Annotated in this window: 20 protein-coding genes; 12 read left to right on the top strand and 8 right to left on the bottom strand. The window is 70.3% G+C overall.

Going from position 1 to position 21,785, the window contains the following annotated elements; translation table 11 throughout:
- Nucleotides 1-459 precede the first annotated feature (459 nt).
- The 4 genes from moaB (at nucleotide 460) to AB4112_RS00020 (ending at nucleotide 4,143) form a co-directional block, all read left to right on the top strand.
- A complete protein-coding gene (moaB, locus tag AB4112_RS00005; RefSeq protein ID WP_441716455.1) occupies nucleotides 460-993 on the top strand; it encodes a molybdenum cofactor biosynthesis protein B in 534 nt (177 codons plus the stop codon).
- Nucleotides 994-998: 5 nt separating this feature from the next.
- A complete protein-coding gene (locus AB4112_RS00010) occupies nucleotides 999-1,901 on the top strand; it encodes an alpha/beta hydrolase family esterase (protein WP_309797754.1) in 903 nt (300 codons plus the stop codon).
- A 295-nt stretch (nucleotides 1,902-2,196) separates the two neighbouring features.
- On the top strand, nucleotides 2,197-3,867 hold the full coding sequence (gene leuA, locus AB4112_RS00015) for a 2-isopropylmalate synthase (RefSeq protein ID WP_309797753.1): 1,671 nt from the start codon (nucleotides 2,197-2,199) through the stop codon (nucleotides 3,865-3,867).
- A gap of 72 nt (nucleotides 3,868-3,939) precedes the next feature.
- Entirely contained in the window at nucleotides 3,940-4,143 is a 204-nt protein-coding gene (locus AB4112_RS00020) for a hypothetical protein (protein ID WP_309797751.1), read from the top strand.
- A gap of 26 nt (nucleotides 4,144-4,169) precedes the next feature.
- Here the strand turns inward: AB4112_RS00020 and AB4112_RS00025 are convergent, their stop codons facing one another.
- Nucleotides 4,170-5,369 (bottom strand): DUF1501 domain-containing protein, encoded by a 1,200-nt coding sequence (locus AB4112_RS00025; protein WP_309797749.1) that lies wholly within the window; start codon nucleotides 5,367-5,369, stop codon nucleotides 4,170-4,172.
- Nucleotides 5,370-5,373: 4 nt separating this feature from the next.
- Nucleotides 5,374-6,693, bottom strand: coding sequence for a DUF1800 domain-containing protein (locus AB4112_RS00030; protein WP_309797747.1), 1,320 nt, complete (start codon nucleotides 6,691-6,693; stop codon nucleotides 5,374-5,376).
- A 175-nt stretch (nucleotides 6,694-6,868) separates the two neighbouring features.
- Here AB4112_RS00030 and AB4112_RS00035 point away from each other — a divergent pair, with 175 nt between their 5' ends.
- Nucleotides 6,869-9,304, top strand: a complete 2,436-nt coding sequence (locus tag AB4112_RS00035; RefSeq protein ID WP_441716458.1) for a transketolase — start codon at nucleotides 6,869-6,871, stop codon at nucleotides 9,302-9,304.
- A 34-nt stretch (nucleotides 9,305-9,338) separates the two neighbouring features.
- On the opposite strand, the gene AB4112_RS00040 is transcribed toward AB4112_RS00035, so the two are convergent.
- Both AB4112_RS00040 and AB4112_RS00045 read right to left on the bottom strand, forming a co-directional pair.
- Complete coding sequence (locus AB4112_RS00040) at nucleotides 9,339-10,145, bottom strand: class I SAM-dependent methyltransferase (RefSeq protein WP_309797743.1); 807 nt, start codon at nucleotides 10,143-10,145, stop codon at nucleotides 9,339-9,341.
- Between the two features lie 79 nt (nucleotides 10,146-10,224).
- On the bottom strand, nucleotides 10,225-11,004 hold the full coding sequence (locus AB4112_RS00045) for a 2-keto-4-pentenoate hydratase (protein ID WP_309797741.1): 780 nt from the start codon (nucleotides 11,002-11,004) through the stop codon (nucleotides 10,225-10,227).
- Nucleotides 11,005-11,070: 66 nt separating this feature from the next.
- On the opposite strand from AB4112_RS00045, the gene AB4112_RS00050 reads away from it, so the two are divergent.
- The 7 genes from AB4112_RS00050 to AB4112_RS00080 all read left to right on the top strand — a co-directional run bounded on the left by AB4112_RS00050 (nucleotide 11,071) and on the right by AB4112_RS00080 (nucleotide 17,188).
- Nucleotides 11,071-11,823, top strand: a complete 753-nt coding sequence (locus tag AB4112_RS00050; protein ID WP_309797740.1) for an SDR family oxidoreductase — start codon at nucleotides 11,071-11,073, stop codon at nucleotides 11,821-11,823.
- A 49-nt stretch (nucleotides 11,824-11,872) separates the two neighbouring features.
- Nucleotides 11,873-12,646: a FadR/GntR family transcriptional regulator gene (locus tag AB4112_RS00055; protein ID WP_309797738.1), complete on the top strand. Its 774-nt coding sequence runs from the start codon at nucleotides 11,873-11,875 to the stop codon at nucleotides 12,644-12,646.
- A gap of 132 nt (nucleotides 12,647-12,778) precedes the next feature.
- Nucleotides 12,779-13,771, top strand: a complete 993-nt coding sequence (locus AB4112_RS00060) for a Bug family tripartite tricarboxylate transporter substrate binding protein (RefSeq protein WP_309797736.1) — start codon at nucleotides 12,779-12,781, stop codon at nucleotides 13,769-13,771.
- A 30-nt stretch (nucleotides 13,772-13,801) separates the two neighbouring features.
- On the top strand, nucleotides 13,802-14,821 hold the full coding sequence (locus AB4112_RS00065; RefSeq protein WP_441716461.1) for an aldo/keto reductase: 1,020 nt from the start codon (nucleotides 13,802-13,804) through the stop codon (nucleotides 14,819-14,821).
- A gap of 35 nt (nucleotides 14,822-14,856) precedes the next feature.
- Nucleotides 14,857-15,783, top strand: coding sequence for a sugar kinase (locus tag AB4112_RS00070; RefSeq protein WP_441716462.1), 927 nt, complete (start codon nucleotides 14,857-14,859; stop codon nucleotides 15,781-15,783).
- A 269-nt stretch (nucleotides 15,784-16,052) separates the two neighbouring features.
- Nucleotides 16,053-16,682 (top strand): bifunctional 4-hydroxy-2-oxoglutarate aldolase/2-dehydro-3-deoxy-phosphogluconate aldolase, encoded by a 630-nt coding sequence (gene eda, locus AB4112_RS00075; protein ID WP_309797730.1) that lies wholly within the window; start codon nucleotides 16,053-16,055, stop codon nucleotides 16,680-16,682.
- Nucleotides 16,679-17,188, top strand: coding sequence for a GNAT family N-acetyltransferase (locus AB4112_RS00080; protein ID WP_309797728.1), 510 nt, complete (start codon nucleotides 16,679-16,681; stop codon nucleotides 17,186-17,188). Before eda ends, AB4112_RS00080 begins: the two co-directional genes overlap by 4 nt.
- Nucleotides 17,189-17,322: 134 nt before the next feature.
- On the opposite strand, the gene pgmG is transcribed toward AB4112_RS00080, so the two are convergent.
- The 4 genes from pgmG to AB4112_RS00100 form a co-directional block, all read right to left on the bottom strand.
- Nucleotides 17,323-18,717: a phosphoglucomutase/phosphomannomutase PgmG gene (gene pgmG / locus AB4112_RS00085; RefSeq protein ID WP_441716465.1), complete on the bottom strand. Its 1,395-nt coding sequence runs from the start codon at nucleotides 18,715-18,717 to the stop codon at nucleotides 17,323-17,325.
- Between the two features lie 38 nt (nucleotides 18,718-18,755).
- Nucleotides 18,756-20,078, bottom strand: coding sequence for a UDP-glucose dehydrogenase family protein (locus tag AB4112_RS00090; protein WP_309797724.1), 1,323 nt, complete (start codon nucleotides 20,076-20,078; stop codon nucleotides 18,756-18,758).
- Nucleotides 20,079-20,143: 65 nt separating this feature from the next.
- The gene (locus AB4112_RS00095; RefSeq protein WP_309797722.1) at nucleotides 20,144-21,016 is read right to left on the bottom strand and encodes a UTP--glucose-1-phosphate uridylyltransferase; all 873 of its coding nucleotides are present in this window, start codon (nucleotides 21,014-21,016) and stop codon (nucleotides 20,144-20,146) included.
- A gap of 128 nt (nucleotides 21,017-21,144) precedes the next feature.
- Complete coding sequence (locus AB4112_RS00100) at nucleotides 21,145-21,729, bottom strand: hypothetical protein (RefSeq protein WP_309797720.1); 585 nt, start codon at nucleotides 21,727-21,729, stop codon at nucleotides 21,145-21,147.
- Between the last annotated feature and the right edge of the window lie 56 nt (nucleotides 21,730-21,785).

Consider the following 21,785-nt stretch of genomic DNA (forward strand, 5'->3'; position numbering starts at 1 on the left):
AGGGGGTATCCTCCAGCAGCTTGTGATTGTCTGCGGGCGTTCGCCGGTGGGACGAAGAGGCCCCTTCAACTCATCAAGCGTGGCCAGGGAAGCGGAAAGACGACCCGGATGACGACGGGCGTCGAGCCCGATTGCGAGGCGGTCTGTCTTTCCGCGCCCCGGTCCGGGTGGCCACCCGGACCGGGGCATCCCGCTCTCGCGGAATGATCCTTTCTACCCTCTTTCCAACAGACAATTGCGAGGAGGCGAGGCCGACGAAGCAATCCATGGCGCCGCATGGGCTGCCCGATGGATTGCTTCGCTGCGCTCGCAATGACGGTGAAGGGGGAAGAGGGCTTTGCCCTCTCCCCGGGGTGAGGGGGTAGACGGCCTCTCCCATGGGCCAGCCTGTTTTGCTTTTCCTGCCGGATCGTCTCGGCTAGCTTGGCCGCTTCCTTCGACCCAGGGACAGGGGGGCGCATGCCGGGCCGGATCGACGAGACTCGTCCATTCATCGCCGTCAACATCGCGGTCCTGACCGTGTCGGACACGCGGACGCCCGCCGACGACAAGTCCGGCGACACGCTGGTGGAGCGGGTCACCGGCGCCGGCCACCGGGTCCATTCCCGGCTGATCGTCCGGGACGACCAGGCCGGGATCGAGGCGCAGCTGCGGACCTGGATCGCCGACCCCGAGATCGACGCCGTGATCGCCACCGGCGGCACCGGCGTCACCGGCCGCGACGTCACGCCCGAGGCCTTCCATGCGGTCTATGAAAAGCACATCCCGGGCTTCGGCGAGCTGTTCCGCTGGCTGTCCTACGACAAGATCGGCCCCTCGACGATCCAGAGCCGGGCGACCGCCGGGGTCGCCGGCGGCACCTACCTGTTCGCGCTGCCGGGATCGCCCTCGGCCTGCCGCGACGCCTGGGACCTGATCCTGAAGGACCAGCTCGACAACCGGTTCCGGCCCTGCAATTTCGTCGAACTGATGCCCCGGCTGCTCGAGAAGTGACCGCCATGCCGCCCTTTCTTCGCCTCGGCCGGCTGGCCGTCCTCTCCCTGATGTTCGTCCTCGCCGCCTGCGCCGCCCCCGGCGGCACCGGCCGGCCGGGCAGCCAGCAGGCCGCCGTGGCCGATGTGCCGCCGCAGCCCACCAGCGGCTGCGGCATCCCGGCGGCGGCGGGCACGCAGACGCTGAAGTTCCAGGGCGCGTCCTGGCGCTACATCGTCGACCTGCCGCCCGGCTACGACAAATCGCACCCCTACCGGCTGATCGTGGCCTTCCACGGCCGCACCGGCACGGCGGAGAAGGTGCGTACCTATTTCGACCTGGAGGGCCCGGCCGCCCGCCCGGCGGTGGTGGTCTACCCCCAGGCCCAATCCGGCTGGGGCGGCAAGGCCGACCGCGACATGGCCTATGTCGACACCCTGCTGGCCCGGCTGAAGGCGACGCTGTGCGTCGACCAGACCCAGATCTTCGCCGCCGGCCATTCGATGGGCGGCAGCTTCGTCAATGACCTGTCCTGCGCCCGCACCGGGGTGTTCCGCGCCACCGCCGTGGTCGCCGGCGGCATCGGCAGCGTGCGGCCCTGCCGCGGCGAGATCGCGGCGATCCTGCTGCACAATCCCAAGGACAACATGGTGGCCTACAGCCAGGGCATCATCGAGCGCGACAAGCGCATCGCCCAGAACCGGCTGCAGCCCAACCCGGTCGACGCCAGCGCCACCTTCCGCTGCAAGCGCTGGGGGGCGCGCGCCATCTCCGACCCCGTGGTGTTCTGCGACCTGCCCTCGACCTTCAACCGCAGCCGGCCCTATGCCCATGGCTGGCCGGACGGCACCGGCCCGACCATCGTGAGCTTCTTCGACCGGCTGACCGACCCACGGATTCAGTTGACAGAGAACCCGCCCGCCCCTTAGGTGGAGGCATGGTGATCCACCGTCGCACGCTTCGACTTATCTGACCGACGCCCCAAGGGGCGTCGTGCCGAAGCCTTTGCGACCTCTGTCCGGATCCTCACCATGACCCCCGCCCGACCTTTTCGACCGGCCGTTTCCCACACCATCCGGTCCACGCTGCGACTTATCACCGGCCGCTGAGCGGCGCATCGCGCGCCCCGCGGCCCCTTGGCGCATCCATGTCATGCGCCCGTCGTCATTCCGTCCTATCCTGCTATTTCCGGCCGTCCTCCGGCCGGTGCGAGAGAGACCTCCGATGTCCGTGATGCCAATCGACAAATACCGCCCGGTGCAGACCGTCGCGCTGCACGACCGGCAATGGCCGAACCGGGTCATCGACCGCGCTCCGATCTGGTGCTCGGTCGATCTCCGCGACGGCAACCAGGCGCTGATCGAGCCGATGGGGACCGACCGCAAGCAGCGCATGTGGGACCTGCTGGTCCGCCTGGGCTTCAAGGAGATCGAGGTCGGCTTCCCCGCCGCCTCGCAGACCGATTTCGACTTCGTCCGCCACCTCATCGACAACGACCTGATCCCCGACGGCGTCACCGTCCAGGTGCTGACCCAGTCGCGGGAAGAGCTGATCCGCCGCACCTTCGATGCGATCCGTGGAGCGAAGCGGGCGATCGTCCATCTCTATAACTCGACCTCGACCCTGCAGCGCCGCGTCGTGTTCGGCCTCGACCGCGACGGCATCACCGAGATCGCGGTGCGGGGCACCAAGCTGATCAAGGAGCTGGTGCCGACGGTGCCGGAGACCGAGATCGTGTTCCAGTACTCGCCCGAGAGCTTCACCGGCACCGAGCTCGACTACGCCCGCGACATCTGCGGCGCGGTGCTCGACGCCTGGCAGCCGACGCCGCAGCACAAGGCCATCCTCAACCTGCCGGCGACGGTCGAGATGGCGACGCCGAACGTCTATGCCGACCAGATCGAGTGGTGCCACCGCAACTTCGCCCGGCGCGACAGCTTCGTGCTGTCGGTCCATCCGCACAACGACCGCGGCACCGGCATCGCCGCGACCGAGCTGGCCCTGATGGCCGGCGCCGACCGGGTCGAGGGCACGCTGTTCGGCAATGGCGAGCGCACCGGCAATGTCGACATCGTCACCCTGGGGCTGAACATGTTCACCCAGGGCGTGAACCCGGAGCTCGACCTCCACGATGTCGGCGACATCGTCCGCACCGTCGAATACTGCAACCAGCTGCCGGTGCATCCGCGCCACCCCTATGGCGGCGAGCTGGTGTTCACCGCCTTCTCCGGCTCGCACCAGGACGCGATCAAGAAGGGCTTCGCGGCTATGGAGAAGAGCAACAGCGGGTTGTGGGAGGTGCCGTATCTGCCGATCGACCCGCAGGACATCGGCTGCAGCTACGAGGCGGTGATCCGGGTCAACAGCCAGTCGGGCAAGGGCGGCGTCGCCTATCTCCTCCTGACCGATCACGGGCTGGACCTGCCGCGCAAGCTGCAGGTCGAGTTCAGCCAGGTGATCCAGAAACTGGCCGACGAGACCGGCAAGGAGATCTCGTCCAAGGTGATCTGGCATGAGTTCGAGCAGGAATACCTCGTGCCCGGCCGGGTCGAGGTGATCGGCCACACCACGCTGCCGACCGGCCGCGGCGAGCGCCACATCGAGGCGCAGGTCAGGATCGACGGGGTGGAGAAGACCATCCGGGGCGAGGGCAACGGCCCGCTCAACGCCTTCGTCGACGCGCTGAAGCGCGAGATCGACATCGATGTCGACATCGCCGACTACCGCGAGCACGCACTGCGCAGCGGGTCCGACTCCAGCGCCGCGACCTATGTCGAGGCGCAGATCGGCGGCAAGACCCTGTTCGGCGTCGGCATCGACAGCAACATCGTCATGGCCTCGCTCAAGGCGGTGGCCGGGGCGGTCAACCGGGGCCTGCGCAAGGCCGCGGCCTGAGGGTCAGGCTGGCCGGGTTCGCCGCGGCGGACCCGGCCGGCCGCCGGGGACATTCCTGCTGGGAGGACGACCATGCCGCAACTGCGACCCGAAGACCTGGCGGCCGATGAGCGCGACGCGCTGGGCCGCATCAACAGCGGCGGCGCGGTCGACGACCGCCTGTGCCGGTCGCTGCAGTCGCGCGGGCTGATCGCGCCGGCGGGCGGCGGCTGGGCGCTGACCAATGACGGCAGCGTCCTGCTCGCCACCATCGGGCTGCAGAAGCTCGACGAGTAGAGCACTGCCGGCCTGACGGGTTCCCGTCAGGCCTTCTTCACCAGATCGTGCATCGCCGCCGCCTCGGTGCTGCCGGGGAAGACGACGCGGTTCAGCGCGTCCTCCGGCAGGCCGAGATGGTCGCGGAACACGCCCTTGACCACGGCACGCAGATCCGTGGTCGGGGCCAGGTCGCGGGCCTGGTACAGCTTGTCCTTGGACAGGCCGGGCCAGTCGGCCAGCACCCGGCCGCCATGCACCGCGCCGCCGGCCAAGAGCGCGATCGAGCCGGTGCCGTGGTCGGTGCCGCCGGAGCCGTTGGCCGCGGCGGTGCGGCCGAATTCGGTCACGGTCAGGATCGTGGTCTGCTTCCAGGCGGGACCCAGCCCGGTGCGCAGGGCCTGCAGCGTGGCGGCGTAGCTGGCCAGCAGCTCGTTCAGCCGCTTCACCTGCAGCACATGGGTGTCCCAGCCATACAGCTCCATCACCGCGATGCGCGACCCGGCGGGGTCGGCCAGGAACTTGCCCGCGGCCTGGGCCAGCGCGGCATCGCCCCCGGCGCCTCGGGCATTGGCGCCCCCCTGGGCCATGTCCTGCATCTGCTTGCCGAAGGCGGTGGTGTCCAGCCCGGCGACATAGGCGGCGTGCAGCGCCGGGTCCTTGTCGTAGAGGTTGGAGACCAGGTCCGGGAAGCCCGGGGGCAGGCCCGAGGGCCGGTCCGGCAGCCAGGAGGTGACGGCGGTCGACCCGCGCAGCACCAGCGGGATCTCCTCGGCGAAGGCGATGCCGAAGCGTCGGTCGGTGGCGCCGATCAGCCCCAGCGTGCGGTTCAGCCAGCCGTCGCGGGTGCCGTCCAGCTTGGCGGCGCCGGTCTCCAGCAGGTCCTGCCCATCGAAATGCGACCGGTCGCGATAGGGCGAGGCCACGGCATGCAGCGGCAGCAGGCTGCCTTCCGTGTACCACTGCTTCAGCGGCGCCAGCCCCGGATGCAGGGCGAAATGGCCGTCGAGATCGACCATGCCGCCGTCCTTGGCGGGGTCGGGCGGGGCCAGCGCCCCGTGCAGCGTGCGGTAGTCCGGGTCGCCATAGGGCGGCACCGCGGCCAGGCCGTCCAGCGCGCCGCGCAGGATGATCAGGACGAAGCGCTGCTCGATTGGCGCCTTGGCCAGCAGCAGCCTGGCGGGCAGCGTCGTGGCGGCGGCGGTGGCGGCCAGGCCGCCGAGCAGATGGCGTCGGGTGAGGATCATGCTCTCACCTCCTCTGGAATTCCGGGCTGAGCAGGGCGAGCGCGATGCCCTCGCGGGCGCTGGGCGCGGCGCTCAGCGCGGACCGGGTCTTGTCGGACAGGGTCGGGCCCAGCACCGCCTCGGCGAAGGGCACGGGCGGCTGGTCGGCGACGTTGCGCGGGATCGACAGGTAGCCCCATTCGATCCGCTGCATCATCAGCTCCGGCGCCAGCCAGTCGGCCTCGCGGTCGGGCCAGCCCTCCGGCGACGGGGCGTTGTAGACCAGCTGCCCCAGCCGGCGCAGCCAGTTCACGGTGTTCAGGTCGGCGGTCTCGACGCCGAGGCCGCGCAAGGCCGAGGCCACCAGGTCGAGCGGCGCCTTGTATTTGCGCCGGTCCGGCGTCCAGGCCTCGGGCGAATCGATCAGCGCCTGGGACACCGCGGCCAGGTCGCCGCCGCTGTCCTGGAACGTCTTCGCCAGCCGGTCCACCGCGGCCGGCGGCGGGTCGTCGGCGATGAAGTGGCGCACCAGCTGGGTGGCGATGTGCTTGGCGGTCGAGGGATGGGCCGCCAGCGTGTCCAGCGCGGCTTCGCCCTCCGCCTGGTCGCCCTGGGCGTAGGTCTTGCCGAGGAAGGTCTTCGGCCCCGGCTCATGCCCGAAGGGGCGGTAGATGAAGGTCGTGCCGGCGGGGTCCCGGGTGCCGCCCACCGACCAGCCGGTCAGGATCAGGGCCAGGCTGTGGACATCCGCCTGGGTGTAGCCGCCGTCGACGCCCAGGGTGTGCAACTCCATCAGCTCGCGGCCGAGATTCTCGTTCACCCCGATGTCGGCCTTCGCCCCCTGCTTCGAATTCGGCCCGATCGACCGGGCGTTGTCGAGGTAGTACAGCATGGCGGGATGGTGGACCACGGCGCCCAGCAGGTCGCGGAAGCGGCCGGTGACGTTGGGCCGGATCGCCTCGGCCTCATAGGCGCCGGCGAAGGGCATCACATAGTTCTGGGCGTAGGACACGGTGAAGTGGTTGGTCCAGAACTTGACCAGCCGCTCGCGGAACGGGGTGTCGCTGGCGATCGCCGCCTGGATGTGGGCGACGCGGTCGCGGTCGCGCAGAGCGAACGCCTCCTTCTGCTGCGGACTCTGCGTCGCCATGGCCGGCGCCGACTGGATCGCGCTCAGCAGGGCCACGCCGGCCCGGGTCAGCGGCATGTCACCGGCCGGGGCGGCGGGCTGCTTGATCTGCGCCTGCAGCCAGCCCTTGGGATTGGGGGCGATGGTGTCGAGGTCGCCGGGCCGGGCGCCGAAGCCGAACCGGTTCGCGGCAATGGCCGCTTCGACGAGAGACATTGGGCTCCTCCGTCTCCGCTTTCGAATGTCGGCCCCTTCTACCCCAACCCACGATCATCGGGTGGGATTCCGTCGGCAAGCGTCGCGATTGGGGCCGTCGGGTCGCGTTGCGTCCGGTTCACTGATGTGCTCCATAGATAGAGTCAAAACCGCGGCAGGACGAGGATTGCGGGCGATGGGGACGGTTGGTCGCAGGGCGCGGGACGCCCGCATCGAGACGGACGGCGCGGCGTCGGCGGCAGCCGACAGGCTGCGCCTGCTCAAGGCGCTGGAGAAGAAGATCCTCTGGCTTTCGGCCTGGACGATCCACAACGCCAATCATCTCCGGCCCAGCCCGGACGGGCTCAAGGTGGGTGGTCACCAGGCCTCCTCCGCCTCGCTGGTCACGGTGATGACCGCGCTCTATCTCGACGTGCTGCGGCCGCATGACCGTGTGGCGGTGAAGCCGCATGCCAGCCCGGTGTTCCACGCCATCCAATACCTGCTCGGCAACCAAACGCAGGACAAGCTGGAACAGTTCCGATCGCTCGGCGGGGCGCAGTCCTACCCCTCGCGCACCAAGGATGTCGACGATGTCGACTTCTCCACCGGCTCGGTCGGGCTCGGCGTCGCCATGACGCTGTTCGCCTCGATCGCGCAGGACTACGTGGCGCTGAAGGACTGGGGCCGCGGGGCCAAGGCCGGCGGCCGCATGATCGCCCTGATGGGCGACGCCGAGCTCGACGAGGGCAACATCTACGAGGCCCTGCTCGAGGGCTGGAAGCACGATGTCCGCAATGTCTGGTGGGTGATCGACTACAACCGCCAGAGCCTGGATTCGATCGTCACCGACCGGCTGTTCACCCGCATCGACAAGCTGTTCGAGAACATGGGCTGGCGGGTGGTGTCGCTGAAATACGGCCGTCTGCTGGAGGCCGCGTTCAAGCGCCCCGGCGGCAAGGCGCTGCAGCGCTGGATCGACGAATGCCCGAACCCGCTCTACTCCGCTTTGGTCTACCAGGGCGGCGCGGCCTGGCGGCGCCAGCTGCTGGCCGACATCGGCGGCGAGACGGGCATTCCGGAGCTGCTGGCCGACCATGACGATGCGGCGCTGGCGGCGCTGATGACCAACCTGGCCGGCCACGACATGGAAGCGGTGCTGGCGGGATTCCACGGCATCACCGACGACGTGCCGACGGTGTTCATCGCCTACACCATCAAGGGCTTCGGCCTGCCCTTCGCCGGGCACAAGGACAATCATTCCGGGCTGATGAACCCGGACCAGATGGCCGCGTTCCAGGCCAGCCAGGGCGTGCCCGAGGGCCGCGAGTGGGAGCCCTTCGCCGGCATCGACGACCTGGCGGACGAGCTGCGGGCCTTCCTCGGCGCCGTGCCGTTCACGGCGGAGGGGCGTCGGCGCTACCGGGCGGCGCGGATCGCGGTGCCGCGCGACCTCGACTTCACCCCGGCCGAGACCGCGTCGACCCAGGAGGGCTTCGGCCGGATCATGGGCGACCTCGCCAAGCGCGAGGACAGGCTGGGCGAACGCGTGGTCACCACCTCGCCCGACGTCACGGTCTCGACCAATCTCGGCGGCTGGGTGAACCGGCGCGGCATCTTCGACCGCCACGGCCGTGCCGATGTGTTCAAGGAGCAGAAGGTGGTCTCGGCCCAGCGCTGGGGCATGTCGGCGGACGGCCAGCATGTCGAGCTGGGCATCGCCGAGAACAACCTGTTCATCAATCTCGCGGCGCTGGGCCTGACCCATTCGCTGTTCGGCGAAAGGCTGCTGCCGGTCGGCACCCTGTACGACCCGTTCATCGCCCGCGGCCTCGATGCCCTGAACTACGCCTGCTACCAGGACGCGCGCTTCATGCTGGTGGCGACGCCGTCCGGCCTGACCCTGGCGCCGGAAGGCGGGGCGCACCAGTCGATCGGCACGCCGCTGATCGGCATGGCGCAGGACGGCCTGGCCAGCTTCGAGCCGGCCTATGTCGACGAACTGGCGGCGGTGATGGCCTGGGGCTTCGAGTACATGCAGCGGTCGCCCGAGCCGGCGGAGTCCGACAAGGCCGCCGACTGGGTGCGCGACCATGACGGCGGCTCGGTCTATCTCCGGCTGTCGACCCGGCCGCTGGAGCAGCCCAAGCGCGAGATGACCGACGTGCTGCGCCAGGCGATCATCGCCGGCGGCTACTGGTTGCGCGAGCCGGCGCCGGGCGCCTCGCTCGCCATCGTCTACACCGGCGCGGTGGCGCCGGACGCGATCGCCGCCTTCGACCAGATCCTGGAGGACATCCCCGGCGCCGGCCTGCTGGCGGTGACCTCGGCCGACCGGCTGAACGCCGGCTGGCATGCCGAGCTGGCGGCGGTGCGCGCCGGCCATCCGGTCGAACCCTGCCTGGCCCGCCGGCTGCTGGCGCCGCTGGCGCCCGACGCGGCGCTGGTCACGGTGCTGGACGGCCATCCCGCGACGCTGTCCTGGCTGGGCGGCGTGCACGGCCACCGGGTCAAGCCGCTGGGGGTCGAGCATTTCGGCCAGTCCGGCACCATCCCGCAGCTCTACAAGAAGTACGGCCTCGACGCCGACGCCATCCTCGACGCCTGCGCCGCGGCGTGCCTGGGGCGGTGACGGGCGCCTGGATCACGGTTGAGCCGCCGGGATCTCATCGCCCGGCGGTGATCACATGGGCCTGGATCTGCCCGACGACGGGGCCGGGGCCGAAGCGGGCGGCAATCGCGGCGGCTGCGGCTTCGGTCGCTTCCGCCAGCCGGCCGGCGGCGCGGTCCTCGATCTCCTTCCGCATCGGCGAGCCCTGGCAGTATCCGATGGCGGCGAACAGCGCATCCGGCGCCGAGCTTTGCCGCGTGACCGTGTCTGATGTCACCGACCCGAACCCCGCGGCTCGCAGCTGGACTTCCAGGGCCGCGACGTCGTGGAAGCCGTGCGGCGTGCGGGCCAGGAACATCGGCGGGTCGTCGGGGAACAGGCGTGCGACCGATCTCACCACCACATCGGCGAACTCGTTGGCCTCGATCCGGTCCCAGACGTTGAGCAGGAAGCGTCCCCCCGGCTTCAGGACGCGATGCGCTTCGGAGAACGCCTGGACCTTGTCGGGAAAGAACATCGCGCCGAACTGGCACACCACGGCGTCGAACATCCCGTCCGGGAACGGCAGGGATTGGGCATCCGCCTGACGCCACGTCACCCGTGGCGACGAGATCAGGCCCGATGCCCGGTCGAGCATCGCCTGATTGATGTCCGTCGCATCGATGGAAACCTCATCCGGCAGGGCGGAGAGCAGCGCCCGCGTGACGATGCCGGTTCCGGCGGCCGTCTCCAGCACGCGGCCGCGCCGCAGGCCTGTCAGCCGGGATGCCAGATCGCTGGCATAGGGCGCAAAGATCATCGGTCCCAGATGCTGGTCGTACAAGGCAGGGATGGGTCCCTGGAAGATCCGATCGGCCTCCATGGCGGCAGCCTCCCGTTGGTTCTGTCTCGGCACCTCCATGACTCGACGGCGGGCGGGACGGAAAGTCCAGCGCGAACGCTCAGGCCGTCATCTCGACCCGGCCCAGCGCCTCGATCTCGATCGCCACATGGGCGCCCGGCCCGATCCATTGGGTCTGCACCAGGCTGCCCAGCAGCACGGTCTCGCCTGCCATCAGGCCCCGGCCGCGGGTGCCCAGCGTGGTGGCCAGCCAGGCCAGTGCCGCCAGCGGATGGCCCAGCACGTCCCGCCCATGGCCGCGCCCGACCTCGACGCCGTCGACCAGCATGCGGCCGGACAGGGCGGCCAGGTCCAGGCCGCGCCAATCCGCCACCGGGGCGCCCAGCACGCAGCCGGCCTGGAAGAAATCGTCGGCCAGCAGGGTCGGGGCGCCCAGTGCGGCGAAATCGGCATAGCGGTCGTCCACCACCTCGATCGCCGGCAGCACCGCCTCCACCACCGCCGCCACGCTGGCGCGGTCATGGGGGCCGGGCGGCAGGTCACGGCCGATCCGCACCGCGATCTCGCACTCCACCCCGAGGCGGTGATGCGCCGCTGCCGCAAAGCGCCCGGGGCTCGGCTGGACATTGGCCTGGAAGATGCCGCCCTCGCAGGGTTCGGGGATGCCGAGGAAGCGCTGCATCACCGGGGTGGTGCAGCCGATCTTCCAGCCGACCCGCGGCCCCAGCCCGGCGGCGGACAGGCGCTGGTGCACCGCATCCTGCAGGCGGCGGCCGGCGGCGGCGTCGGCCGGGCGCAGGCCCTGCGGCAGGCCGGCGAAGGCGCCGGGCCGCAGGCGGTTGGCGGCCAGGAGATCGGCCGCATTCGGCGGGGTGGCCACATCACACTCCATTGGTAGGACCCTCATCCTCTGCTACCTTCATTCGTCGGACAAGAGGAGGACGCCATGGCAGGAGTGCTGCTCGTCACCGGCGCGGGGCGCGGCATCGGCGCCGCGATCGCCCGGCTGGGCGCCGCCCGCGGCTGGCGCGTCGCGGTCAACTACAGCCGGTCGCGCGCGCCGGCCGAAGCGCTGGTGGCGGAGATCGCGGCGGCGGGCGGCGAGGCGGCCGCCTTCGCCGCCGACATCGGCGACAGCGCCGCGGTCACCGCCATGTTCGCCGAGATCGACCAGGTGCTGGGGCCGGTCACGTCGCTGGTCAACAACGCCGGAATCATCGGCCCGGTGGCTCGGGTCGAGGCGCTGGACGACCCGCAGGCCCTGGTTGCGCTCTACGCCACCAACGTCTTCGGCGTGTTCCACTGCAGCCGCGAGGCGATCCGGCGGATGTCGCGGCGCCGGGGCGGCCCGGGCGGGGTGATCATCAACATCTCCTCGGTCGCGGCGCGCCATGGCGGGCTGGCGGGGGAGGTGGCCTACGCCTCGTCCAAGGGCGCCATCGACTCCCTGACCACCGGCCTGGCGCGTGAGGTGGCGGCCGACGGCATCCGCGTCGTCGGGCTGCGCCCGGGCCTGACCGACACCGACATCAATGACGGCCATGACGGCGGCAAGTCGGTGCTGGGCGTAATCGCGCCGACCATCCCGCTCGGCCGCATCGGCCGGCCGGAGGAGATCGCCGAGGCGGCGCTGTTCCTGCTGTCCGACGCCGCCTCCTACATGACCGCGACCACCATCGACGTGTCGGGGGGGCGCTGACACCCCCTTTTTTTGTCAAATCATTGCAACGCGGGAGAAAACGGCGACAATGGCCCAGGATCCAAAGAAGGTCGACGACCGCGGCATGAAGAAAAACGGATACCCCTCCGCCGGCCTGCATGGCCGCGTCGTCCACGACATCGGAGCCCGGATCGTCTCCGGCAAGATCCCGCCGGGTGATACGCTGCCCAGCGAAGGCGAGCTGGCCGAGACCTACGGGGCCAGCCGTTCGGCGATCCGCGAGGCGGTGAAGGTGCTGGCGGCCAAGGGGCTGGTGGAACCGCGCCGCCGCTCCGGCACCCGGGTGCGGCCGCGTGAATCCTGGAACCTGCTGGACCCCGACATCCTCGGCTGGCATTCGCCCGAGGCGCTGATCCCGAGCTTCCGCCGCGACCTGGTCGAGCTGCGCTGGGCGATCGAGCCGGCGGCGGCGGAGCTGGCGGCCCGCCGGTCGCAGCCCGAGGACCGCGCCGTGATCCTGGAGGCGCTGGACGAGATGGAGAAGGCGGGCGAGGACCCGCGCGCCTTCTACAGCGCCGATGTCCGCTTCCACCTCGCCGTGTTCGCCGCCAGCCGCAACGTCTTGATCGACCGGCTCAGCACCATCCTCGGGCCGCTGCTGACCATGAGCTTCCAGGCCCAGGCGCGGCACAACCGGGCCTTCCCGCTGGCGGTGGGCGACCACCGCGCGGTCTATGAGGGCATCGCGGCGGGTGACGCCAAGGCGGCGCGCAAGGCGATGCAGTTCATCATGAACCAGAGCGCCCGCGAGCTCGAGGCCGCCAGCCCGGCCGTCGCGATCGCCGCCGACGCGCCGGCCTGATAGCGGCCGCGGCGCGGGTTGTCAGCGCCGCCATCCTCCGCGACAATCGCCGGGACCGGACGCCGCCGCCAGGATGCGGCGTCCGAACGACAAGAACCGCGCACCAGCCATCGGATCAAAGAGGGGGGAACCATGACCATGCCGCACGGCCTGATTCGACGAACCATCCTGCTGGCGGGGCTGGCGGCCTGCGTCGCGCTTCCGGCCGGGACGGCGTCGGCCGCCGACTATCCGTCGCGGCCGATCACCATGGTGGTGCCGTTCGCCGCCGGCGGGTCGACCGACCTGGTGGCCCGCATCATCGCCGAGAAGATGACCGAGGATCTCGGCCAGACCGTGATCGTCGAGAACAAGGCCGGGGCGGGCGGCAACATCGGCGCCGCCGCCGTCGCGACCTCCGATCCCGACGGCTACACCATCCTGATGGGCACCATCGCGACCCACGCGCTGAACCCCGCGATCATGAAGGACATGCCTTATGATCCGGTGAAGAGCTTCGCGCCGATCTCGCTGCTGGTGCTGGTGCCCAACGTGCTCGAGGTCAACCCCGAGCTGCCGGTCAAGTCGGTGCAGGAGCTGATCGCGCTGCTGAAATCCAAGCCGGGCGAATATAGCTACGCCTCCTCCGGCATCGGCACCCCGCTGCATCTGTCGGGCGAGCTGTTCAAGGCCCTGGCCGGCGTCGACATGGTGCATGTGCCCTATCGCGGCGCCGGGCCGGCGCTGAACGATGTGGTGGCGGGCCAGGTGCCGATCATGTTCGACAACCTGCCGTCCTCGACCCAGTTCATCAAGGCGGGCACGCTGCGGGCCCTGGCGGTCACCACCAAGACCCGCTCCCCCAGCTTCCCCGACCTGCCGACGATGGAGGAGGCGGGGGTGCCGGGCTACGAGACCTACACCTGGAACGCCCTGTTCGCCCCGGCCGGCACGCCCCAGGCGGTGGTCGACCGGCTGAACGCCGCGGCGGTCAAGGCGGTTAAGGACCCAGGCCTGCAGCCGCGCCTGGCCGATCTCAGCGCCACCGTGGTCGGCTCCTCCGCCGACGAGCTGGCCAAGCATGTGGTGCTCGAACTCGCGAAATGGGCGCCGATCGTCAAGGCCTCCGGCGCCGACCAACAGTGACCTCCGAGGACTGACAGGGAGAGTTCGCCGATGCCGTTCGAGACCCGCCGCCTGGGCCGGACCGATGTCGCCGTGACCACGCTCGGCTTCGGCAGTGCGGCGCTCGGCGAACTCTTCGTCAAGGTGCCGGAACCCCAGGCCCAGGCCACGCTGCAGGCGGCCTGGGATGCCGGCATCCGCTATTTCGACACCGCCCCCTGGTACGGGCTCGGCCTGGCCGAGCACCGGCTGGGCAGCTTCCTGCACGGCCAGAAGCGCGGTGAGTTCAGGGTCTCGACCAAGGTCGGGCGCTGGCTGCGGCCCTCACCGCATCCCGAGAGCTACCATTCCGACAAATGGGCCGGCGGGCTGCCCTTCGACGTCGTCTTCGACTACGGCTATGACGGCATCATGCGGGCGATGGAGCAGATCTGGATGCGGCTGACCCTGCCGCGGATCGACCTGCTGCTGATCCATGACCTCGACCTGCCGCACCACGCCACCGAAGGCCGGGTGCGGGCCCATCTCGACCAGCTGTCGTCATCGGGCTGGCGGGCGCTGGAGCAGCTGAAATCCTCGGGCGTCATCGGCGCGGTCGGCGCCGGCATCAACGTCAACGGCATGATCCCGCGGCTGCTCGACGCCGCCGATCTCGACGCCTTCCTGGTGGCGATGCCCTACACGCTGATGGACCAGGCGCCGCTGGCCGAGGAGTTCCCGATGTGCCAGCGCCACGGTGCCGGCATCGTCATCGGCGGCGTCTTCGCCTCCGGCCTGCTCGCCACCGGTCCGGTCGCCGGCGCCAAGTACAATTACCGCGACGCGACGGCGGAGGAGCTGGAGCGCTGCCGCCGGATCGAGCGGGTCTGTGCCGCGCATGGCGTGCCGCTGGCCGCGGCGGCGCTGCAGTTCCCGCTGGGCCATCCGATCGTAGCCTCGGTCATCCCCGGGGCGCTGTCGCCCGACCAGGTGGTGCGCAACGTCGAGAATTTCCGCTACCCGATCCCCGCCGGGCTGTGGTCGGATCTGAAATCGGAAAACTTGATTCGCGACGACGCGCCGACACCTTGATTGGACCGGCGGTGAGCCGGGAAGGGTGTGGTGCCATGCGTGTAGCGTCGATCGGCGAGTGCATGATCGAGATTGCGGTGAAGTCCGGGGGCGATGCCCAGCTCGCCAGCGGCGGCGACACGCTGAACACCGCGGTCTATCTCGCCCGCCAGGGCGTCGCGGTCGACTATGCCACCGCGCTGGGCGACGACCCCTACAGCGACGAGATGCTGGCGCGCTGGCAGGCGGAAGAGGTGGGCACCGGCCTGGTGCCGCGCCTGCCCGGCCGGGTGCCCGGCCTCTACATGATCCGCACCGACGACCGCGGCGAGCGCAGCTTCCACTACTGGCGCGACCGGGCGCCGGCGCGCGAGCTGTTCGAGCTGCCGGGGTCGCCCGAACTGGTCGAGCGGCTGCTGGGCTACGACCTGCTCTACTTCTCCGGCATCACCCTGTCGCTGTACAGCGACCGCGGCCGCGACGCCTTCCACGCCGCGCTGGCGGCGGCCAGGGCGAAGGGCGCGCGCATCGCCTTCGACGGCAACTACCGGCCGCGCGGCTGGCCGGACAAGGCCCGGGCGCAGGCGGTGTTCGAACGCTTCCTGCGGCTGGCGACCCACGCCCTGCCGACCTTCGACGACGAACAGGCGCTGTTCGGCGACGCCGACCCGCAGGCCACCATCGCCCGGCTGCGCGGCTGGGGCGTCGGCGAGATCGTGGTGAAGAGCGGGGCCGAGGGCTGCCACATCGCCGCGGACGGGGCGGAGACGACGGTGCCGGTGCCGGTGCGGGTGACCCCGGTCGACACCACCGCCGCGGGCGACAGCTTCAACGCCGGCTACCTCGCCGGCCGCTTCGCCGGGCTGGATCCGGCGGCGGCGGCGGGGCGCGGCCACCGCCTGGCCGCGGTGGTGATCGGCCATCGCGGCGCCATCGTGCCGCGCGACGCCATGCCGGATTTCGCGCGCGGGCCGGCGGCCTGACGAGATCGTTTTCGGAATTCCCAACACCGTCATTGCGAGCGCAGCGAAGCAATCATCGGGCGGCTCGAACCGGCGCCATGGATTGCTTCGTCGGCTTCGCCTCCTCGCAATGACGACCGGGAATGGGTGTGGTGAAATGGTCCAGCAAGCCGGAAAGGCCACGCGACAGCGTTTCATCGCCGCTCCGGGCGGATGACTCTCCTCCGGGCGCTGCAATTTGCTAAGGTGCGGCGCAACCGAATGACCCGCTGATTGACCCGAGATCCGCCATGACCATCGACGCCATCATCGCCCGCGCCCCGATCATCCCCGTGCTGACCGTCGAGACGGTGGAGGCGGCGATACCGCTGGCCCGTGCCCTGGTCGAAGGCGGCCTGCCGGTGCTGGAGGTGACGCTGCGCACCAAGGTGGCGCTCGAGGTCATCGCCGCGATGGCGCAGGTCCCCGGCGCCGTGGTCGGGGCCGGCACGGTGCTGTCGCCGGCCGACCTCGAGGCCTCGCGCAAGGCCGGCGCGGTGTTCGGGGTCAGCCCGGGCCTGACGCCGGAGCTGGCGCGCGCGGCGGAGGGCTATCCCTTCCTGCCCGGCGCGGTGACGCCGTCGGAGATCATGGCCGCGCGGGATCTGGGCTATGGCGTCCTGAAGTTCTTCCCGGCCGAGATCTATGGCGGCCAGTCGGCGCTGGCGGCCCTGGCCGGCCCGTTCGGCGGCATGCGCTTCTGCCCGACCGGCGGCGTCCGCGAATCCAACCTGCGCACCTACTTGGCCCTGCCGAACGTGGCGGTGGTCGGCGGCACCTGGCTGGCCGGCAAGTCGGAGATGGCAGCGGGCGACTGGGCGGCGATCACCGCCCGCGCCCGCCGTGCCGTGGCCATCGCCCGGGGCGAGGAGGAGGCGTGACCGCCGCGCCCGGCTTCACCCTGCGGGCGCTGCACACCGAAGACTGGCCTGACGTCGCCGAGATGCAGGCCCAGCCGGGCTTTCGCTGGGGCACGCTGCGGCCGCCCTATGAATCCCGCGACGCCGTCCGCAAATGGCTCGAGGACCGGTCGCCGGGCGACCTCTACATCGCGGCCGAGGCCGAGGGCCAGGTGGTCGGGCTGACCGACCTGACCTGCGGGCGGGGCCGCCGCCGGCACGCCGCCGGGATCGGCATGGGCGTGCATGACGGCTGGCAGGGCCAGGGCATCGGCACCGCCCTGATGGCGGCGCTGATCGACGCCGCCGACAACTGGCTGGACCTCAAGCGGCTGGAGCTGACGGTGTGGGCCGACAACGCGCCGGCCCTGGCGTTGTACCGCAAATCCGGCTTCGTCGAGGAGGGTCGGCTGCGCGCCTACGGCTATCGCGACGGCGCCTATGCCGATGTGCTGGCGATGGCGCGGCTCCGGGGTCTTCCAGGGTAGGGAACCGCATTGCTCCCTCTGTCATCCTCGGGCTTGACCCGAGGATCCAGGGGCCATCGAGAGCAGTTTTGGCGGCCCCTGGATTGCCCGGTCAAGCCGGGCAATGACAGAAAAGGGGAGAGCCCCCTCATCCCTCAGTGATGCGCCGAGTCGGTGAAGCTCGGTTCGGCCAGGCCGCTGGCCTTCAGCTGGTCGACGATCTGGGCCTTCAGCCGCTCCAGACCGGCCCCGTCGCCGCTCTCGGCCCGGGCCACCAGCACGTCCTGGGTGTTCGAGGCGCGCAGCAGCCACCAGCCATCCGCCGTGGTCACCCGGGCGCCGTCGATGTCGTTGACGTCGGCGCCGGACTGGCGCAGCCGGGCCATCACCTCGTCGATCACCGCGAACTTCCTGGTCTCGTCGATCTGGAAGCGGACCTCGGGGGTCGACACCGTGCTGGGGAAGGTGTCGCGCAGCGCCGCCAGCGTGCCGCCGCTGCGGCTGACCTGGGCCACCAGGCGCAGGCCGCAATACAGCGCGTCGTCGAAGCCGTACCATCTGTCGGCGAAGAAGATGTGGCCCGACATCTCGCCGGCCAGCGGCGATTTGGTCTCGGCCATCTTCGCCTTGATCAGGGAATGGCCGGTCTTCCACATCAGCGGTGTGCCGCCCAGCTTGGCGATGGCGTCGAACACCGTCTTGCTGGTCTTGACGTCAGCGATGACGACGCCGCCGGGATGGCGCGGCAGCACGTCGATGGCATAGATCGCCACCAGCATGTCGCCCGGGATGATCCGGCCGTTGCCGTCGATGGCACCGATGCGGTCGGCGTCGCCGTCGAAGGCGATGCCCATGTCGGCCTTGGTCTCGGCCACCTTGGCCTGCAACGCCACCAGGTTGTCCGGGATGGTCGGGTCCGGATGGTGGTTGGGGAAATGGCCGTCGATGTCGTCGAACAGCAGGATGTGCTTGCCCGGCAGCTTCCTGGTCAGCCGGCGCAGGATCTCGCCGGCGGCGCCGTTGCCGTTGTCCCACACCACCGTCAGGTCGCGGGTGCCGTCATAGTCGCGCAGCATGCGCTCGACATAGAGGTCCTGCAGGTCGACGTTGCTGACGCGGCCCTCGCCCTTGGCCAGGGTGCCGGCGGCGGCGATGCGGCCGATCTCCAGGATCTGGTCGCCATAGACCGGGCCGCCGCGCACCACCATCTTGATGCCGTTGTAGTCCGGCGGGTTGTGCGACCCGGTGACCATCACCCCGGCATCGGCGTCGAGATGCTTCTGCGCGAAGTACAGCATCGGCGTCGGGCCCAGGCCGACCCGCACCACCTCCAGCCCGGTCGAAGCCAGCCCCTCGACCAGCGCCGCCTCCAGCTCGACCGAGCTCAGCCTTCCGTCATAGCCGACCACCACCTGCCGGCCACCCTTGCCCTTGACCATGGTGCCGAAGGCGGATCCCACCGCGCGATAGTCGGCGGCGTTGAGGGTTTTGCCGATGACCCCGCGGATGTCGTACTCGCGAAGGACGGTGGGGTGGAAGCTGTGGGTCATGCGGGCGCGTTCCTTGAGGACGGGTCTTGTTGGCCAGGTCAGCCGGCGGAGCCGGGGACCGGGCGGCCGATGCTGTGATAGCGGAAGCCGGCCTCGGTCATGTCGGCCGGCTTGTAGACGTTGCGCAGGTCGACGAACACCGGGCCGGTCAGCAGCTGGCGCATACGGGCGGGGTCGAGGGCGCGGAACTCGTTCCATTCGGTCAGCATCACCGCGCCGTCGGCGCCGCGCAGCGCCTCATAGGCGCCAGTGGCGTAGTCGATGTCGGTCAGCAGCTTGCGCGCCTCGGTCATCGCCGCCGGGTCGTAGGCCCGGATCCGGGCCCCGGCCTGCTGGAGCGCCGGCACCACGGTCAGGCTGGGGGAATCGCGCATGTCGTCGGTGTTCTGCTTGAAGGCCAGGCCCAGCACCGCGATGGTCTTGCCGGCGACATCGCCGTCGAAGGCCGCGATCACGCGATCGGCCATTTCCGTCTTCCTGGCCTCGTTGACCTCGATCACCGCCTCGATCAGGTGCTGCGGCGCCCCGGCCTCGCGCGCGGTCTGGACGAAGGCCAGCGTGTCCTTGGGGAAGCACGATCCGCCATAGCCCGGGCCGGGATGCAGGAACTTCGGCCCGATGCGCTTGTCCAGCCCGATCGACCGGGCGACGTCATGCACGTTGGCGCCGACCTGCTCGCACAGATTGGCAACCTCGTTGATGAAGGTGACCTTCATCGCCAGGAAGCTGTTGGCGGCATATTTGATCAGCTCCGCCGTTTCCACCGCCGTGATCACGATCGGCCGTTCGATCAGGTACAGCGGCCGGTAGACGTCGGACAGGATCTTCTTGGCGCGTTCGCCCTCGGTGCCGATCACCACCCGGTCGGGCAGCATGAAGTCGCCGATCGCCGAGCCTTCGCGCAGGAATTCCGGGTTCGACGCGACGTCGAAATCGGCGTCCGGCCGGGTCTGGCGGATCACCTCGGCGACCTTGCGGCCGGTGCCGACCGGCACCGTCGATTTGGTGACCACGACGGTGTAGCCGGTCAGGGCCCGCGCGATCTCCTCGGCCGCGGCGAAGACATAAGTCAGGTCGGCATGGCCGTCGCCGCGCCGGCTGGGCGTGCCGACGGCGATGAACACGGCGTCGGCGCCGTCGACCGCGGCGGCCAGGTCGGTGGTGAAGGACAGCCGGCCGGCGGCCGCGTTCTTCGCCACCAGCGCGTCGAGGCCGGGCTCGTAGATCGGCATCTCGTTGCGCTTCAGCCGCTCGATCCGGCCGGCATCCTTGTCGACGCAGACGACGTCGTGGCCGAATTCGGAGAAGCAGGCGCCGGAGACGAGGCCGACATAGCCGCTTCCGATCATGGCGATGCGCATGGGCCCATGTACTCCAGTGTCAGACGGACCGCCGGACCCAAGCCGGCCAAATCATTCCGGCGCGATCATCGCAGATAGGGGGCGATCGCCTCGCGCAGCGCCGCCGACAGATCCGCGCGATCGAGCCCGTAGGCCAGATTGGCGGCGATGAAGCCGACCTTGTCGCCGCAGTCGAAGCGGTCGCCCTCGAAGCGGGTGCCGTGGAAGGGCTGGTTGCCGATCAGCCGGGCCATCGCGTCGGTCAGTTGGATCTCGCCGCCGGCGCCGCGCTCCTGCCGGTCGAGATGGGCGAACACCTCGGGCTGCAGGATGTAGCGGCCGACGACCGAGAGGTCGGACGGTGCGTCTTCCGGCTTCGGCTTCTCGACCAGGCCGGTGACCTCGGCGACGGTGCCGTCATCCTGGCCGATGGCGAGGATGCCGTAGCGCGAGGTCAGCGCCTTCGGCACTTCGCGCACCGCGATCACGTTGCCGCCATGGCTGGCATAGGCCTTGGCCATCTGCGCCAGCAGCGGGGTCTTGCATTTGAAGATCTCGTCCGGCAGCAGCACCGCGAAGGGCCGGTTGCCGACCAGGTGGCGGGCGCACCACACGGCATGGCCGAGGCCGAGCGGCTGGGCCTGTCGCACGAAGCTGAACTGGCCGGGCGGCAGCTCGGCATCCCGCGCCGCCTTCAGCTGCTCCGTCTTGTTGCGCGCCTCGAGGCTGGCATAGAGCTCGGTGTGCTGGTCGAAATGGTCCTCCAGCGCGGTCTTGCCCCGGCTCGAGACGAAGATGAACTCCTCGATCCCGGCGGCCTTGGCCTCCTCGACCGCGTATTGCAGCACCGGCTTGTCGACGACGCAGAGCATTTCCTTGGGCACCGCCTTGGTGGCGGGCAGCGACCGGGTGCCAAGACCCGCGACGGGGAAGACGGCAACCTTGACGGGCTCGGACATGAACGCCTTCTTCTGAAACCTGGAACGCCGCTAAGAACGCTTCACCTCATGCCTTGTGCCATAGGCGACGGCGAAAAGGAAAGCGGCCGGACGGATGAGGCCCGGCCGCGCGGTCGTACCAATGGCTGTCAGGGCAGCAGCAGCGGCGCCAGATACTGCCGGATGTTGGCCTCGAACTGGCGGTCGAAATCATCCATGCCGTCCCGCACCAGGCCGCTCGTCGCCTGGGCCTGGTCGGCGGCGCTGGACCCGTCGGTCAGGGTGGTCGAGCGTTCGACCTTCACGTCGGTGTAGCCGCCGGTGTAGGTGCCCACGGGGCCGATCTCGAGCCGGGCGACCAAGTGCAGGGTCAGCTTCTGCGCCGGCTGGTCGTTGAACAGCGAGGTCAGGCCGCCCTGGGTGGCCAGCCGCTCCTGCGTCAGGCTGGCCTGCTGGATGACCAGCCGGGCGGTCCCGGCGCGCCCGGCCGCCTGCAGCCGCGCCGCGCCCCAGTTGCGGATCGCCGCCGCCGGACTCTGCGCCAGGGTGGCACCGAAGCCGGCCGCGCCCGCAGCGGACTGGTCGACGGTGTCGACCCGGGCGACGTTCAGCCGGATCGGCGCACGCCCGGCGAAATTCACCGGCTGCAAGGGCGTCAGGTCGGCCGGGCCGCTGCAGGCCGCGAGCAGCAGGGCGGCGCCGGCGAGCAGGCTGCGTCGGGTGAGATGGGGCATCGGGGCTCTCCGGGACTGGAACATCTGCGGGTGTCCGGGCGGACCCGGCCTCCCGC

It is taken from the genome of Inquilinus sp. 2KB_23 (assembly GCF_052115705.1).
Classification (GTDB): domain Bacteria; phylum Pseudomonadota; class Alphaproteobacteria; order DSM-16000; family Inquilinaceae; genus Inquilinus; species Inquilinus ginsengisoli_A.

What these genes read in the sequence shown, in the direction of transcription:
- AB4112_RS00055 (WP_309797738.1), top strand. Translation starts at nt 11,873, where the DNA reads ATGGCCCAGGATCCAAAGAAGGTCGACGACCGCGGCATGAAGAAAAAC.
- AB4112_RS00035 (WP_441716458.1), top strand. Translation starts at nt 6,869, where the DNA reads ATGGGGACGGTTGGTCGCAGGGCGCGGGACGCCCGCATCGAGACGGAC.
- AB4112_RS00095 (WP_309797722.1), bottom strand. Translation starts at nt 21,016, where the DNA reads ATGTCCGAGCCCGTCAAGGTTGCCGTCTTCCCCGTCGCGGGTCTTGGC.
- AB4112_RS00020 (WP_309797751.1), top strand. Translation starts at nt 3,940, where the DNA reads ATGCCGCAACTGCGACCCGAAGACCTGGCGGCCGATGAGCGCGACGCG.
- AB4112_RS00025 (WP_309797749.1), bottom strand. Translation starts at nt 5,369, where the DNA reads ATGATCCTCACCCGACGCCATCTGCTCGGCGGCCTGGCCGCCACCGCC.
- moaB (WP_441716455.1), top strand. Translation starts at nt 460, where the DNA reads ATGCCGGGCCGGATCGACGAGACTCGTCCATTCATCGCCGTCAACATC.
- AB4112_RS00060 (WP_309797736.1), top strand. Translation starts at nt 12,779, where the DNA reads ATGACCATGCCGCACGGCCTGATTCGACGAACCATCCTGCTGGCGGGG.
- AB4112_RS00070 (WP_441716462.1), top strand. Translation starts at nt 14,857, where the DNA reads ATGCGTGTAGCGTCGATCGGCGAGTGCATGATCGAGATTGCGGTGAAG.
- AB4112_RS00090 (WP_309797724.1), bottom strand. Translation starts at nt 20,078, where the DNA reads ATGCGCATCGCCATGATCGGAAGCGGCTATGTCGGCCTCGTCTCCGGC.
- pgmG (WP_441716465.1), bottom strand. Translation starts at nt 18,717, where the DNA reads ATGACCCACAGCTTCCACCCCACCGTCCTTCGCGAGTACGACATCCGC.
- AB4112_RS00030 (WP_309797747.1), bottom strand. Translation starts at nt 6,693, where the DNA reads ATGTCTCTCGTCGAAGCGGCCATTGCCGCGAACCGGTTCGGCTTCGGC.
- eda (WP_309797730.1), top strand. Translation starts at nt 16,053, where the DNA reads ATGACCATCGACGCCATCATCGCCCGCGCCCCGATCATCCCCGTGCTG.
- AB4112_RS00065 (WP_441716461.1), top strand. Translation starts at nt 13,802, where the DNA reads ATGCCGTTCGAGACCCGCCGCCTGGGCCGGACCGATGTCGCCGTGACC.
- leuA (WP_309797753.1), top strand. Translation starts at nt 2,197, where the DNA reads ATGTCCGTGATGCCAATCGACAAATACCGCCCGGTGCAGACCGTCGCG.
- AB4112_RS00040 (WP_309797743.1), bottom strand. Translation starts at nt 10,145, where the DNA reads ATGGAGGCCGATCGGATCTTCCAGGGACCCATCCCTGCCTTGTACGAC.
- AB4112_RS00050 (WP_309797740.1), top strand. Translation starts at nt 11,071, where the DNA reads ATGGCAGGAGTGCTGCTCGTCACCGGCGCGGGGCGCGGCATCGGCGCC.
- AB4112_RS00100 (WP_309797720.1), bottom strand. Translation starts at nt 21,729, where the DNA reads ATGCCCCATCTCACCCGACGCAGCCTGCTCGCCGGCGCCGCCCTGCTG.
- AB4112_RS00010 (WP_309797754.1), top strand. Translation starts at nt 999, where the DNA reads ATGCCGCCCTTTCTTCGCCTCGGCCGGCTGGCCGTCCTCTCCCTGATG.